Raw genomic sequence first — 13,443 nt, 5'->3', positions numbered from 1 at the left:
GGACCACTCCGAGGCTATCGCGGACCGTTGACTGTCGTCACCAACACGATACGCTCCAGGAGCGAGCCCACCACGCCGAGGGGGCGAACCGTATGCATCCACGGAGCACGGCCCACGTCGACAGCTTCGCCCGCGATCATCTGCCACCCCCGGACCAATGGCCCGAACTCCGCTTCGACCTGCCGGAGCTGCGCTACCCCGAACGGCTCAACTGCGCCGCCGAACTGCTGGACGGCCCGCCCGACGACCGCCCGGCGTTCCTCACCGAGACCGGCGAGCCATGGACGTACGCCGATCTGCGCGCCCGCGTCGACCGCGTCGCGCACCTGCTCACCGGCGAACTCGGCGTCGTCCCCGGCAACCGCGTGCTGCTGCGCGGCCCCACCACACCGTGGCTCGCGGCCTGCTGGCTCGCGGTGCTGAAGGCGGGGGCCGTCGCGGTCACGGTGCTGGCCCAGCAGCGCCCGCACGAGCTGAGCACGATGTGCGAGATCGCCCGGGTCCGGCACGCGCTGTGCGACGTCCGGGCCGTCGACGACCTCGCCAAGGCCGAGGTGCCGGACCTGCGGATCACGACCTACGGCGGTGACGCCCCGGACGACCTGTTCCACCGCATGGCGCCCGCGACGCCGTACGAGGCCGTCGACACGGCGGCCGACGACGTGGCACTGATCGCCTTCACCTCCGGCACCACCGGCCGCCCCAAGGGCTGTATGCACTTCCACCGGGACGTGCTGGCGATCGCCGACACCTTCTCCCGGCACGTGCTGCGGCCGTGCGCGGACGACGTGTTCACGGGCAGTCCCCCGCTGGGCTTCACCTTCGGCCTGGGCGGCCTGGTGGTCTTCCCGCTGCGGGCCGGGGCGAGCGCCCTGCTGCTCGAACAGGCCGGCCCGAAGCAGCTGCTGCCCGCCATCGCCCGGCACCGGGTCTCCGTCCTCTTCACGGCGCCGACGGCGTACCGCGCGATGCTCGACGAGCTCGACGGGCACGACGTGTCGTCGCTGCGCCGCTGCGTCTCGGCCGGGGAGAACCTGCCGGCGGCCACCTGGCGGGCCTGGCACGAGCGCACGGGCGTACGCGTCATCAACGGCATCGGCGCCACCGAGCTGCTGCACATCTTCGTCTCCGCGGCCGACGAGCGGATCCGCCCCGGGACCACGGGCGTTCCCGTGCCGGGCTGGCAGGCGCGGGTGCAGGACGAGCACGGCGAGCCGCTGCCCGACGGGGAGCCGGGGCTGCTCGCGGTACGCGGCCCGGTCGGCTGCCGCTACCTCGCTGACCCGCGGCAACGGGAGTACGTACGCGGCGGCTGGAACATCACCGGCGACACCTACGTCCGCGAACCCGACGGCTACTTCCGGTACGTCGCCCGCGCCGACGACATGATCATCTCGGCCGGGTACAACATCGCCGGGCCCGAGGTCGAGGACGCGCTGCTGCGGCACCCGGACGTGGTGGAGACGGCGGTCGTGGGACGACCCGACGCGGCACGCGGGCAGGTCGTGGTGGCCTTCACCGTCCTCAAGGAGGGCGCCGCGCGGGACGCCGAGGCGCTGCGCTCCTTCGTGAAGGCGGAGCTGGCCCCGTACAAGTGCCCGCGCGAGATCGTCTTCCTGGACGCGCTGCCGCGCACCGCCACCGGCAAACTCCAGCGGTTCAGGCTGCGCGCCGGAGGGGACCCGGACGACGGCACCGCAACCGACCGGGAGTGATCCGTACGACCTAAGATGATCAACGTGTCCGACCAGCATGCACCACGGTCTCTCATCGTCACGCTCTACGGCGCGTACGGCCGATACGTCCCGGGCCCCGTGCCCGTCGCCGAACTGATCCGGCTGCTCGCCGCGGTCGGCGTGGACGCCCCGTCCGTGCGCTCCTCGGTGTCGCGGCTGAAGAGACGCGGACTGCTCGTGCCCGCCCGCACCGCACAGGGCGCGGCCGGGTACGAACTCTCACCGGACGCCCGGCAGTTGCTCGACGACGGGGACCGGCGCATCTACGCCACGGCCCCGCCCGGGGACGAGGGCTGGGTGCTCGCCGTGTTCTCCGTGCCGGAGTCCGAGCGGCAGAAGCGGCACGTGCTGCGCTCGCGGCTGGCCGGGCTCGGCTTCGGCACGGCGGCGCCGGGCGTGTGGATCGCGCCGGCGCGGCTGTACGAGGAGACCCGGCACACCCTGCGGCGGCTGCGGCTCGACACGTACGTCGATCTCTTCCGCGGTGACCACCTCGGCTTCGCGCCGACCGCGGACGCCGTCGCCCGCTGGTGGGACCTGGCCGCCATCGCCAAGCAGCACGAGGCGTTCCTCGACGCTCACGAGCGCGTGCTGCACGACTGGGAGAAGCGAGCGGACACCCCGCCCGAGGAGGCCTACCGCGACTACCTCCTCGCCCTGGACTCCTGGCGCCACCTCCCCTACGCCGACCCCGGCCTGCCCTCCGAGCTGCTCCCCGGCGACTGGCCGGGCGCCCGCTCGGCGGCGGTGTTCCGGGGGCTGCACGAGCGGCTGCGGGACGCGGGCGCCGAGTTCGTGGGGCTGCTCGGCTCCCCCGGGTGAACGGCTCGGCCAGCGGGCTCAACCCCCCAGCGTGAGGCGCGGCTTGGGCGCGTCCGTGCGGCCCGTCTGAGGGCGGCGGCTGCCCGCGCGGTACGGGGCCGGCCAGTCGGCGCCCGGGCCCGTGTAGCCCTGTTCGGCCGCCGCGTGCAGCGTCCAGTGCGGGTCGTAGAGGTGCGGGCGGGCCAGGGCGCACAGGTCCGCACGGCCCGCCAGGATCAGGGAGTTGACGTCGTCCCAGGAGGAGATCGCGCCGACCGCGATCACCGGGGCGCCGGTGGTGTGCCGGATCCGGTCGGCGAACGGCGTCTGGTACGACCGCCCGAACTCCGGCCGCTCGTCCGCCACGACCTGTCCCGTCGACACGTCGATCGCGTCGGCCCCGTGCGCGGCGAAGGCCCGGGCGATCTCGACGGCGTCCTCGGCGCTCGTCCCGCCCTCCGCCCAGTCGGTCGCGGAGATCCGGACGGTCATGGGCCGCTCCCCCGGCCACACGTTCCGCACGGCGTCGAAGACCTCCAGCGGGAAGCGGAGCCGCTTCTCCAGCGAGCCGCCGTAGGCGTCGGTGCGGCGGTTGGTCAGCGGGGAGAGGAAGCCGGAGAGCAGGTAGCCGTGGGCGCAGTGCAGTTCGAGCAGGTCGAAGCCGGCCCGGGCGGCGCGCTGGGCGGCGGCCGCGAACTGCTCGCGGATGTCGGTGAGCCCCGCGCGGGACAGCTCGCGCGGGGTCTGGCCGTACGGCTTGTAGGGCAGCGCGGACGCGGCCACGAGCGGCCAGTTGCCCTCCGGGAGCGACTGGTCCATGCCCTCCCACATCCGCTTCGTGGAGCCCTTGCGGCCGCTGTGGCCGAGCTGCACGCCGATCGCGGTCCCGGGCGCCTGGGCGTGCACGAAGTCGGTGACGCGCCGCCAGGCCTCGGCCTGCCGGCCAGTGTAGAGGCCGGCGCAGCCGGGCGTGATCCGGCCCTCCTCGCTGACGCACACCATCTCCGTCATCACCAGCCCGGCCCCGCCCAGCGCCCGCGCGCCCAGATGGACGAGGTGGAAGTCACCGGGGACGCCGTCGACCGCCGAGTACATGTCCATGGGCGAGACGACGACCCGGTTGCGCAGGGTCAGGCCGCGCAGCCGGAACGGGGTGAACATCGGCGGCGTGCCGGGCGGGCAGCCGAACTCGTGCTCCACGGCCTCGGTGAAGCGCGGGTCGCGCAGCCGGAGGTTGTCGTGCGTGACGCGGCGGCTGCGGGTGAGCAGATTGAAGGCGAACTGGCGGGGCGGCTGGTCGAGATACAGGGCGAGGTTCTCGAACCACTCCAGGCTGGCCCGGGCCGCGCGCTGCGTGGAGGCGACGACCGGCCGCCGCTCCGCCTCGTAGGCGGCCAGGGCCTCCTCCAGGGTGTCCCGCTCCTCCAGGCAGGCGGCCAGGGCCAGGGCGTCCTCGACGGCGAGCTTGGTGCCGGAGCCGATGGAGAAGTGGGCGGTGTGGGCCGCGTCGCCGAGCAGGACGACGTTGCCGTGCGACCAGCGCTCGTTGACGACCGTGCGGAAGGTCGTCCACGTGGAGTTGTTGGACTTCAGGGGGCGGCCGCGGAGCGCCTGGGCGAAGATCTTGGCGCAGCGTTCGATCGACTCGGCCTCGTCGAGCTCGTCGAAGCCGGCCGCGTGCCAGACCTCCTCACGCATCTCGATGATCACGGTGGAGGCGTCGGACGCGAAGGGGTAGGCGTGCAGTTGCATCACGCCGTGCTCGGTCTCGGCGATCTCGAAGCGGAAGGCGTCGAAGGGGAAGTCGGCGGCGAGCCAGATGTACCGGCAGCGGTGGGGGGTGAGGTGGGGGCGGAAGGCGTCGGCGTAGGTCTCGCGGGTGGTGCTGTGGACTCCGTCGGCGGCGATGACCAGGTCGTGGGTGCGCGGGAGGTCCTTCGGGGCCTCGGTGCGGAAGCGGAGGTCGACGCCGAGTTCCCGGCAGCGGGTGTGGAGGATCTCCAGCAGGCGCTTCCTGCCGAGTGCGGCGAAGCCGTGGCCTCCGGAGGTGTGCAGGGTGTCGCGGTGGACGATGTCGATGTCGTCCCAGCGGACGAAGTCCCTCTGGAGGGCTTCGTGGACCCGGGGGTCGGCGTGTTCGATGCCGCCGAGGGTCTCGTCGGAGAGGACGACTCCGAAGCCGAAGGTGTCGTCGGGGGCGTTGCGTTCCCAGACGGTGATGTCGCGGGTGGGGTCGAGGCGTTTGAGGAGGGTGGCGGCGTAGAGGCCGCCGGGGCCGCCGCCGATGATTGCGACGCGTAGGGGGCGGCCAGGCTTCGTGGGTGAGTGCGGGTTCGTTGTGGCTGGTCGCGCAGTTCCCCGCGCCCCTGACGGGGCTGCCATCAGCGTCCGCTCCATTTGGGAGGGCGCTTTTCCGTGAATGCCGCGTGGAACTCGGCGTAGTCCTCCCCTGTCATGAGGAGGGCCTGGGTGGAGGCGTCCAGTTCGATCGAGGCCGCCAGGGGCATGTCCAGTTCCGACGTGAGGAGGGCCTTCGTCTGGGCGTAGGCCAAGGCGGGGCCGTCCGCCAGGCGGCGGGCCAGGTGCTGGGAGGCCTGGTGGGCCCGGCCCTCCTCCGTCAGTTCGCTGATCAGGCCGATGCGCTCCGCCTCGGTCGCGCGGACCGGGTCGCCCAGCATCAGCAGGCGGGTCGCGTGGCCCAGGCCCACGACGCGGGGCAGGAGGTAGGCCGCGCCCATGTCGCCGCCGGAGAGGCCCACACGGGTGAAGAGGAAGGCGAAGCGGGCCGTGGGGTCCGCCACGCGGAAGTCGGCGGCCAGGGCGAGTACCGCGCCGGCGCCCGCCGCCACGCCGTGCAGTGCCGCGATCACCGGGAACGGGCACTCCCGGACGGCGCGGACCACCTGGCCGGTCATGCGGTTGAAGTCCAGGAGCTGGGCGGTGTCCATGCCCAGGGTGGCGCCGATGATCTCGTCGACGTCGCCGCCGGAGCAGAAGCCGCGGCCCTCGCCGGCCAGGACCAGGGCCCGTACGGACCGCTCCCGGGACAGCTCCGCGAGCAGGTCGCGCAGGTCGGCGTAGGCGCCGAAGGTGAGCGCGTTGAGCTTCTCGGGGCGGGCGAGGGTGACGGTGGCGACGCCGTCGGTGATGTCGACGCGCAGGTGCTCCCAGCTCGGGGTGCGGGCGGCGGAGCCGGTGAAGGGACTCATGACGTGCGGCCTCCTCGGGCGGGCACTGCCTCACTGAGCTCTACCCCATGAAGTTATCACTCATCCGTGACTGTCGTCATGACTGCGCGATAGGCCGTCCGGGTAGGGATGGGTGTGAGCCCGGGTGTGCGCCGGGCCGGTCACATCCGTCACAGATCATCCACACCGGCGTAACAACGGGCGCAGCCGTGCGCGGCACCGCGTTGACCTGGGTAAGCCGTGCGGCAAGGGAGCCGACGGCTCCTCTGCGGCGCCCCTCGGTCACGTCCGAGAAGTGGCCCCGTACCATTCATAAGGTTGAAAGCAGGATGTCCTGCTCCATGAACGGACCCGCCGTGTACGAACTCTCCTCAGCCCCCGCCTCCTGGCGCGTCGCGCTGCCGCGAACCGCCGCGGCCGTGCCGGTGGCCCGTGCCCTGGTCCGTTCGGCGCTGGCGGAGCGGGACCACGCGGCCGACTGCGACACCGCCGAGCTGCTCACGGCGGAGCTGGTGGCCAACGCCGTGGAGCACACCTCCGGCGAGACCCCGATCGAGCTGGTCGTGGAGCTGATGGCGTCGGGCTGCCAGGTCGAGGTGCACGACACCGACCCGGCGCCGCCCGGCAACCTCACCTGTCCGACCATCGGGGCGCCCGACCCGTGGCAGGAACACGGGCGCGGTCTGCTGCTGATCCGCGCCCTGAGCTCGTCGTGCGGGCACCGCCCGACCGAGGCCGGCAAGGCCGTGTGGTTCAGGCTGCCGGCGGTGCCGGCTCAGCGGCGCCCTTCGGCCTGAGGGCCGCCGGCGTCAGCCGAGCGTCGCGACCAGGACGGCCTTGATGGTGTGCAGGCGGTTCTCCGCCTCGTCGAAGACGACGGAGTGCGCCGACTCGAAGACCTCGTCCGACACCTCCAGGTACGACAGGCCGTGGGCCTCGTGGATCTCCTGGCCGACCTTGGTGCCGAGGTCGTGGAAGGCCGGCAGGCAGTGCAGGAACCTCACGTCCGGGTTGCCGGTGGCGCGCAGGACGTCCATGGTCACGGCGTACGGGGCGAGGGCGGTGATGCGCTCTTCCCAGACCTCCTTCGGCTCACCCATGGAGACCCAGACGTCGGTGGCGACGAAGTCGGCGCCGCGGACGCCCTCGTCCAGGGTCTCGGTGAGCGTGACGCGGGCGCCGCTGTGCTCGGCGAGCGCGCGGGCCCGGTCGACGACCTCCTCGGCCGGCCAGTACGCCTTCGGGGCGACCAGCCGCACGTCCATGCCGAGCAGGGCGCCGGTGACCAGGTAGGAGTTGCCCATGTTGAAGCGGGCGTCGCCCAGGTACGCGAAGGCGATCTCGTCGAGCGGCTTGGCGCAGTGCTCCGTCATCGTCAGCACGTCGGCGAGCATCTGGGTGGGGTGCCAGTCGTCGGTGAGCCCGTTGTAGACGGGGACACCGGCGTACGCGGCCAGCTCCTCCACCTTGCTCTGGCTGTCGCCCCGGTACTCGATCCCGTCGTACATCCGGCCCAGCACCCGCGCGGTGTCCTTGACCGACTCCTTGTGGCCGATCTGCGAGCCGGACGGGTCGAGGTACGTCGTCGAGGCACCCTGGTCGGCGGCCGCGACCTCAAAGGCGCAGCGGGTGCGGGTGGAGGTCTTCTCGAAGATCAGCGCGATGTTCCGGCCCCGCAGGTACTGGGTCTCGGTCCCGGCCTTCTTGGCGGCCTTCAGCTCGGCGGCCAGCTCGACCAGACCGCGGAACTCCTCCTCGGTGAAGTCCAGCTCCTTGAGGAAGTGGCGGCCGGCGAGGGCGGTCGGGACTGTCGCCATGGGGGCGCTCCAGGGATGCGGATGGGGAACAACGACTCCTGGAATACTATACGAAGCTCAGCATGTATATACGGGAGCCGTCGAGGGCCTACACCGGCTCCCGTTCGACCGGGCAGCTCATGCACCGCGGCCCGCCCCTCCCCCGTCCCAGCTCGCTCCCCGGGATCTCTATCACCTCGATGCCCTGTTTGCGCAGGTGGGTGTTGGTGGTGGCGTTCCGCTCGTAGGCGACCACCACACCGGGTTCGACGGCCAGGACGTTGCAGCCGTCGTCCCACTGCTCGCGTTCGGCCGCGTGCACGTCCTGGGTGGCGGTCAGCACCCGGATCTCGCTCAGGCCGAGCGCGGCGGCGATCGCGCGGTGCATGTGCTCCGGCGGATGGTCGGTGACCTTCAGCTCCTTCTCGCCGACACCCGGCTCGATCGTGTACGAGCGGAGCATGCCGAGGCCCGCGTACTGGGTGAAGGTGTCGCCGTCGACCATGGTCATCACGGTGTCGAGGTGCATGAAGGCCCGCCCCTTGGGCATGTCGAGGGCCACGATCGTCTCGGCGGAGCCCTCGGCGAACAGCTTGTGCGCGAGCATCTCCACGGCCTGGGGCGTGGTGCGCTCGCTCATCCCGATGAGGACGGCCCCGTTGCCGATGACGAGCACGTCCCCGCCCTCGATGGTGGACGGGTAGTCGGGCTGCCCCTCGGACCACACGTGGAAGGTCTCGTCGCGGAACAGCGGGTGGTGCCGGTAGATCGCCTCGAAGTGCACGGTCTCGCGCTGCCGGGCGGGCCAGCGCATGGCGTTGATGGAGACGCCGTCGTAGATCCAGGCGGAGGTGTCCCGGGTGAAGAGGTGGTTGGGCAGCGGGCCCAGCAGGAAGTCGTCCAGGTCCATCACGTGGAAGCGCACCGAGGTCGGCTCCGGGTGCACGTCCAGGAACTCGCGTTTGGTCATGCCGCCGACCAGGAGCTCGGCCAGTTCCCGCGCGGGCAGGTGCTCGAAGGCGGCTCTCAGGTGGTCGGTGGCCAGCGGGCCGTACTCCTTCTCGTCGAAGACCCGGTCCAGGACGAGGGTTCTGGCCGCCGGGACCTCCAGGGTCTCGGCCAGCAGATCACCGAAGAGGTGGACGGTGACACCGCGGTCGCGCAGCACGTCGGCGAACCCGTCGTGCTCGGCGCGGGCCCTGCGCACCCAGAGCACGTCGTCGAAGAGCAGCGAGGTCCTGTTGCTCGGGGTGAGCCTTTTGAGCTCGATGTCGGGCCGGTGCAGGATGACGCGGCGCAGCCGCCCGGCCTCGGAGTGGACGTGGTATGCCATGCCTCCATCCTGACCATCACGGCGCCCGTTGACGCGCTGCTCGCGCGTTTCCGCGGACTCTTGTTCGCGTCCCCCTGACGACAAGGCGCCGGAGGGGTACGTCGCGCTCAGCCGCTCGGCAGCGGCTGGAGCAGTTCGGGCCGGGCCAGCATGCGCCGGGTCGCCCGCCCCGGATCGTGCGCGGCCCGGGCGACGATCCACCCGGCCAGGGCGTGCGGCTCGGCGGGGTCGGCGGCCAGTTGCTCCGCGTATCCGGCGAGCGCGGCGGCCGCGTCACCGGCGGCGAGGTGCTCGTCGGCGGTGCGCGGGGCGACGGGGCGGGGGGCGAAGGCGTGGGTGCGGACGTCGGGCCAGAGGGTGCGGTCGGGGCGGAAGCGGGGGCCGTCCGACGGTGCTTGTGCCGCGGGGTCGACGTTGCGCAGCCGCCACTCGGTGCGGTGCAGCGCCGCGGCCGTGCGGGCACGCGTGAGGGCGCCGTCCGGGACCGGCTCACGCAGCCAGCCGTCCAGTGTGCGGGCGAGACCGGAGACCAGGGCCCGTCCCTGCGGGGTGAGCCGGCCCTCCGTCAGCAGGGTGCGCACGACCAGGCGGCTCTGCAGGCGGCGCAGCGCGAAGTGGTACCCGGCCGTGTCCGCCGTCCGCTCGTCCGGCGCCCCGGCCAGCCGGTCCCGCCAGAAGCCCGCGACGCCGGTGAAGGCGTACACGCCGTGCAGCAGGCCGGTGAGGTGGCGGGGGTCGGTGCGCCAGGGGGCGTAGTAACGCTCGGCCCGGTCGTCCTCCAGCAGCGGGAACAGGTGGAGGAGGGCGGCCAGCTTGCTGTGCTGGAGCTCGTGCACCAGCGTCTCGGCGAGGGCGAGCGGGGAGGAGGGGCGGACGATGAGCATGCCGCCGAAGGAGTCGCCGCTGGAGGCCGACACCTGGACGAAGGGCGGCGGGGGCGGGCTGACGGCGGTGCGCCCGAAGGGCACGATCGCCCGGATCATGGCGGGGTCGACCCGCCCGGGGCCCGGCCCGTCCGGGTGCGCGAGGAGCCGCGCGGCCTCGGTGAACAACCGCTGCCACTCCCGCGCCTCCTCGTCGTCGAGCCGGGCGGGGGGCAGGTGGTCGTCGAGATCACGGTAGGGGTCGAGGTCTTCGAGCAGGACGGTGAAGGGGGCCGTGCCGTCGGGGCCGGTGTGGGTGAGCGTCCGCAGCGGAAGCCAGACGTCCGCGTCGGTCGCCGTCCCGTCGGCGTCCGCGGGCCGCCTGCGCGGTCGACAGGTCACCCGCACCGGTCCTGTCGCGCCGCCCGGTGCCGTGACCGTGAGCTCTCCCCCGGCCGTCGTGGCCCGGCCGACCGTCAAGCCGTCTTCTCCGCCGGGGAGCCGGACCATGCCGAGACCGGGCAGGTGCAACCGTCCGCTGGTGAGAGGAACGTCGAGGGCCGCCTCGGTGCCCGCCTGCACAGAGGCCGAGAGGGCCAGGGCGCTCAGGTGGCCCGCTTCCACCCACAGCGGCGGCCCGGTCGCCGTGCCGTGCACCCGGCGCAGCATGTGGGAGATCCAGCCGCCGGTCGCCGGGGCGAGCAGCAGGCGTTCGACCGGCTCGGGCGACGTCTCGGCCGCCTCCTTGAGCACCCGCCAGGCCTCGGCGACGGGGGTGAGCGGGGTGGGCAGGGCGGCGAGATCGTCGAGGAGGGTGCGCAGGAGCAGCAACCGCCGTGCGCGTTCGGCCCGTTCGAGGAAGGCGACAGCCGCTGCCGAGCCGCCTCCGGCGGCCAGCTCCGCGAAGAGCCGGTCCGGCATGCGGAAGGGAGCGAGGTGCTGCTCGCTGGTCATCGTCGCGGACCTCCGGTCGGGTTGGCGGGCATGCGGGGACCCCGGTGCGCGTGCGGGTGTCGCACCGGGGCTCTGCCGTCGGGACGCGACGCGGCTAGTCGGCGCGGGCGCCCTGGTTTCCCCCTTCGCCGCTCCTCATGCTGCTGCGGGCGCGCAGCACCTCGGTCAGCAGGCGCGTGGTGAGGGGCAGCGTGGGAAGACCGTCCACGGCGCTCAGGGGCAGCGCCGCGAGGTCCGCCAGGTCGGATTCCCAGACATCGGTCCCCGCCGCGGCGACGACCGGTTCAGGTGGGGCGGCTCCGGCGTGGTGCAGAGCGGGCGGCTGGTCCAAGATGCTCCCCCTTCTCGCACGGTGGCACGCGATGCCCCGTGTCTCTCCATCATGGCCAATACCCCCCAGGGCGAAAACCGTACGATCACGCCACTGATCATCCCGGATCACGCCGACGCGTGGACCCGCCCGCCAATGCGCCGAGCGCGGCGGCGAGTTCGTTCTTCAGCTTCGGATCGTCGTCGACGGACACCACGGCGTCGAACAGGTCCCACAGGGCCTCAGGATCCCGCCGGGCGAGACCCCCGAGGATGTTGACGACGTCGGTGCGTGCCCTGCTGTGACGGCGCAGTACGGCTGTGACACGCGGGTTCAGCATGGCGACGACCGTCTGGCGCTCGTCGGGATCGTGCATCAGGGGGTAGGCGAGCAGGGCCTCCACCGCCCGCTGCATCGCCGTGAGGGGGCCCGGCGCGGCGGGGGGCACGGCCGGGGGCAGGATCTCGGTGCGGTCGGGCCCCTGGAGCCGGATCTCGGGATGCTGAAGGGTACGGCCCTCGTCCCTGAGGGACGCGATGCGCGCCCGAACGGCCGGAAACAGTTCTTCCGGATCGGGCGGAGCGGGCAGAACCGCCGCCCGGTCGGCCAGCAGACCGAGCAGGACGTCGGAGAACAGGCCGGTGGCACGGACGGGATCGTTGGCCGCCGCCCTGCCCCGGCCGGCGGCGCGCAGCACGGTCTGCCGGTGCAGATGGCCGGGCCGGCCCACGGGCAGGGCGTCGGCGGGCAGCGCCTCCTGGAAGGCGAGGTCCTCCTCGAAGGTCTCGCAGGCGTCCACGATCCACATCTGCTCGCGCAGACCGGGCACGGCGTCCCCCGTGTACCGGGCGAGCGCGGAGTCCAGGTCGATGCCCACCTTGTCGGCGACGCCCGCGTCCGCGCAGAACAGCCGGAGCCGCCCGGCCCGGTCCAGCACACCGTGCCCGCCCCACCACACCCACAGCACGTCACCCTGGGCCGGGGACAGTTCGCGGACGAGCACCCGGCGCAGGGTCGCCCGGTCGGCGCGCCCGTAGGGGACTTCCGGCTCGTACGGCGGCAGCGGGGCCAGATGCAGCCGCAGTTGGGACTCGGGCACCCCGGCGTCCCGCAGCAGCCGCCAGAAGCGCACGGCGTCCCGGGCGGGTCCGGGCAGCCGCCAGGCGTCCCCGGCCTCGTACGCCTCGATCCCGACCACGAGGGCGTGCACCCGGGCGGGGTCGACGGGCGGCGTCGGCCCGGTCACGGCAGGTGGTCCACGATGTGGCGGTACACGGCGGGGTTCGTCCAGTAGGCGCTGTGCGCCGCGGGGAACGGCTGGCCGCTGTCGACCGCGACATCGGTGACACGGCCGGGGAAGAGTCCGGCGCCGAGATGGCCGAGCAGGTCGCGCGGGTCGTACAGGTTCAGCCAGGCGGGGACGTGCGAGGGCAGGGGCGCGGGGTGTTCGAGGGACGGCAGGGAGCCCGACTCGTAGAGGAAGGGCCCCTGCGAGCCCACCGTGACCAGGAGCCCGGCCTGGGGCAGCGGGGCGGAGATCAGCGTGTCCAGGGCGATGATGCCGCCGAGGCTGTGGCCGACCACGGTGACGGGCGGCTCCAGGCCGGCGATGAGGTCGCGCAGGCCGTCCCGGAAGGCCGTGCCCCGGCTCAGGTAGCGCAGGATGTCACCGGCGGCGGGGTGGGCGGCCTCGGTGAGGGCTCGCCGGCGGCGCTCGACGGCCCGAGAGGCCACTGCTCCGGCCGTCCGCAGCAGGTAGGAGCGCAGCCCTCGCTCCGTGCCCCGGGGCGGTGCGCCGAGGGCCTCGGCGAGGCGGTCGGTGACGGCGTCACGGGTCGCGCCGACCGGTACCAGCGGGGAGTCGGCGTCGAGGGCGTCGGCGACGATCCGGGCGGTCAGGGAACGGGCGGCGAGAACGGCGAGGTCCGCCGGGTCGAGGGCGTCGGCGGCGGGGCCGAGCAGGGGGTGGGCGGCCAGGTCGGTGGCCGCCCGGGCCAGTCCGGGGCCCAGTTCCGCGGCGGACGCGTCGCCTCGGGCGGCGAGTGCGGCGAGCAGCGCCCGGAAGGACTGCTGCGGTGGTACGGAGCCGGGTGGCCGTTCGACGGGCAGGCCGGATCCGGCGGCGGCCAGGGCCAGTTCGGCGTACGGGTCGTCGTAGAGGACGGCCCATGCGGCGGTCGTCCCGTCGCTCCGGTCCGGCCCCGCGGGGCCCTCGCCGAGGCCGCGTGTGGTGCCGGACGGGGGCGGCAGGCTCGCCCCGCCGGCCGCGAGCGTGGCACCGTGTGCAGCGCCCCAGTAGTAGGGCAGGACACGCAGTCCGTCGCGCTGTGCGGCCAGTCCGGCCGTCACCCGTCCCAGCAGCGCGGAGAAGCCCGGCTCACGGACCCCGGTCCCGTGGACGAAGACGACCGTCGCCATGAGCCCCCCGTTGCACGATTGCCCTCTTATGCCAACTGACCACT

The 13,443-nt window shown here is 73.2% G+C and carries 11 protein-coding genes; 3 read left to right on the top strand and 8 right to left on the bottom strand.

The features are described 5' to 3' along the window. The first annotated feature begins 92 nt into the window (after positions 1-92). Both ABEA82_RS24025 and ABEA82_RS24020 read left to right on the top strand, forming a co-directional pair. Positions 93-1,715, top strand: coding sequence for an AMP-binding protein (locus tag ABEA82_RS24025; RefSeq protein ID WP_345663687.1), 1,623 nt, complete (start codon positions 93-95; stop codon positions 1,713-1,715). 15 nt (positions 1,716-1,730) lie between these two features. Next, positions 1,731-2,558: a PaaX family transcriptional regulator gene (locus ABEA82_RS24020; protein ID WP_345663686.1), complete on the top strand. Its 828-nt coding sequence runs from the start codon at positions 1,731-1,733 to the stop codon at positions 2,556-2,558. Positions 2,559-2,576: 18 nt separating this feature from the next. On the opposite strand, the gene ABEA82_RS24015 is transcribed toward ABEA82_RS24020, so the two are convergent. Both ABEA82_RS24015 and ABEA82_RS24010 read right to left on the bottom strand, forming a co-directional pair. Next, positions 2,577-4,919: a bifunctional salicylyl-CoA 5-hydroxylase/oxidoreductase gene (locus ABEA82_RS24015; protein ID WP_345663685.1), complete on the bottom strand. Its 2,343-nt coding sequence runs from the start codon at positions 4,917-4,919 to the stop codon at positions 2,577-2,579. Further along, positions 4,919-5,746, bottom strand: coding sequence for an enoyl-CoA hydratase family protein (locus tag ABEA82_RS24010; protein ID WP_345663684.1), 828 nt, complete (start codon positions 5,744-5,746; stop codon positions 4,919-4,921). The genes ABEA82_RS24015 and ABEA82_RS24010 overlap by 1 nt, the downstream gene beginning before the upstream one ends. A gap of 308 nt (positions 5,747-6,054) precedes the next feature. Between ABEA82_RS24010 and ABEA82_RS24005 the strand changes: the two genes are divergently transcribed. Next, the gene (locus ABEA82_RS24005; RefSeq protein WP_345663683.1) at positions 6,055-6,522 is read left to right on the top strand and encodes an ATP-binding protein; all 468 of its coding nucleotides are present in this window, start codon (positions 6,055-6,057) and stop codon (positions 6,520-6,522) included. A 12-nt stretch (positions 6,523-6,534) separates the two neighbouring features. Here ABEA82_RS24005 and argF read toward each other — a convergent pair whose 3' ends face one another. The 6 genes from argF to ABEA82_RS23975 form a co-directional block, all read right to left on the bottom strand. Continuing rightward, on the bottom strand, positions 6,535-7,542 hold the full coding sequence (gene argF, locus ABEA82_RS24000; RefSeq protein WP_345663682.1) for an ornithine carbamoyltransferase: 1,008 nt from the start codon (positions 7,540-7,542) through the stop codon (positions 6,535-6,537). A gap of 88 nt (positions 7,543-7,630) precedes the next feature. Next, a complete protein-coding gene (locus tag ABEA82_RS23995) occupies positions 7,631-8,854 on the bottom strand; it encodes an arginine deiminase (RefSeq protein ID WP_345663681.1) in 1,224 nt (407 codons plus the stop codon). A 107-nt stretch (positions 8,855-8,961) separates the two neighbouring features. Further along, positions 8,962-10,671, bottom strand: coding sequence for an HEXXH motif domain-containing protein (locus tag ABEA82_RS23990; RefSeq protein WP_345663680.1), 1,710 nt, complete (start codon positions 10,669-10,671; stop codon positions 8,962-8,964). 94 nt (positions 10,672-10,765) lie between these two features. Further along, positions 10,766-11,002, bottom strand: a complete 237-nt coding sequence (locus ABEA82_RS23985) for a hypothetical protein (protein WP_345663679.1) — start codon at positions 11,000-11,002, stop codon at positions 10,766-10,768. Between the two features lie 97 nt (positions 11,003-11,099). Beyond that, entirely contained in the window at positions 11,100-12,227 is a 1,128-nt protein-coding gene (locus ABEA82_RS23980; RefSeq protein ID WP_345663678.1) for an effector-associated domain 2-containing protein, read from the bottom strand. Next, entirely contained in the window at positions 12,224-13,399 is a 1,176-nt protein-coding gene (locus tag ABEA82_RS23975; protein WP_345663677.1) for a hypothetical protein, read from the bottom strand. Before ABEA82_RS23975 ends, ABEA82_RS23980 begins: the two co-directional genes overlap by 4 nt. Positions 13,400-13,443 lie beyond the last annotated feature (44 nt).

This window comes from Streptomyces venetus, from assembly GCF_039540295.1.
In the GTDB taxonomy this organism is placed as follows: domain Bacteria; phylum Actinomycetota; class Actinomycetes; order Streptomycetales; family Streptomycetaceae; genus Streptomyces; species Streptomyces venetus.
Note: the sequence above shows the minus strand (reverse complement) of the source record. Positions and strands in the feature narration are given on the sequence as shown.

Excerpts from the sequence above, each read along its gene's own strand:
- ABEA82_RS24015 (WP_345663685.1), bottom strand. The coding sequence starts at position 4,919 with ATGGCAGCCCCGTCAGGGGCGCGGGGAACTGCGCGACCAGCCACAACG.
- ABEA82_RS23995 (WP_345663681.1), bottom strand. The coding sequence starts at position 8,854 with ATGGCATACCACGTCCACTCCGAGGCCGGGCGGCTGCGCCGCGTCATC.
- ABEA82_RS23990 (WP_345663680.1), bottom strand. The coding sequence starts at position 10,671 with ATGACCAGCGAGCAGCACCTCGCTCCCTTCCGCATGCCGGACCGGCTC.
- ABEA82_RS24010 (WP_345663684.1), bottom strand. The coding sequence starts at position 5,746 with ATGAGTCCCTTCACCGGCTCCGCCGCCCGCACCCCGAGCTGGGAGCAC.
- ABEA82_RS24020 (WP_345663686.1), top strand. The coding sequence starts at position 1,731 with ATGATCAACGTGTCCGACCAGCATGCACCACGGTCTCTCATCGTCACG.
- ABEA82_RS23975 (WP_345663677.1), bottom strand. The coding sequence starts at position 13,399 with ATGGCGACGGTCGTCTTCGTCCACGGGACCGGGGTCCGTGAGCCGGGC.
- argF (WP_345663682.1), bottom strand. The coding sequence starts at position 7,542 with ATGGCGACAGTCCCGACCGCCCTCGCCGGCCGCCACTTCCTCAAGGAG.
- ABEA82_RS24005 (WP_345663683.1), top strand. The coding sequence starts at position 6,055 with ATGTCCTGCTCCATGAACGGACCCGCCGTGTACGAACTCTCCTCAGCC.
- ABEA82_RS24025 (WP_345663687.1), top strand. The coding sequence starts at position 93 with ATGCATCCACGGAGCACGGCCCACGTCGACAGCTTCGCCCGCGATCAT.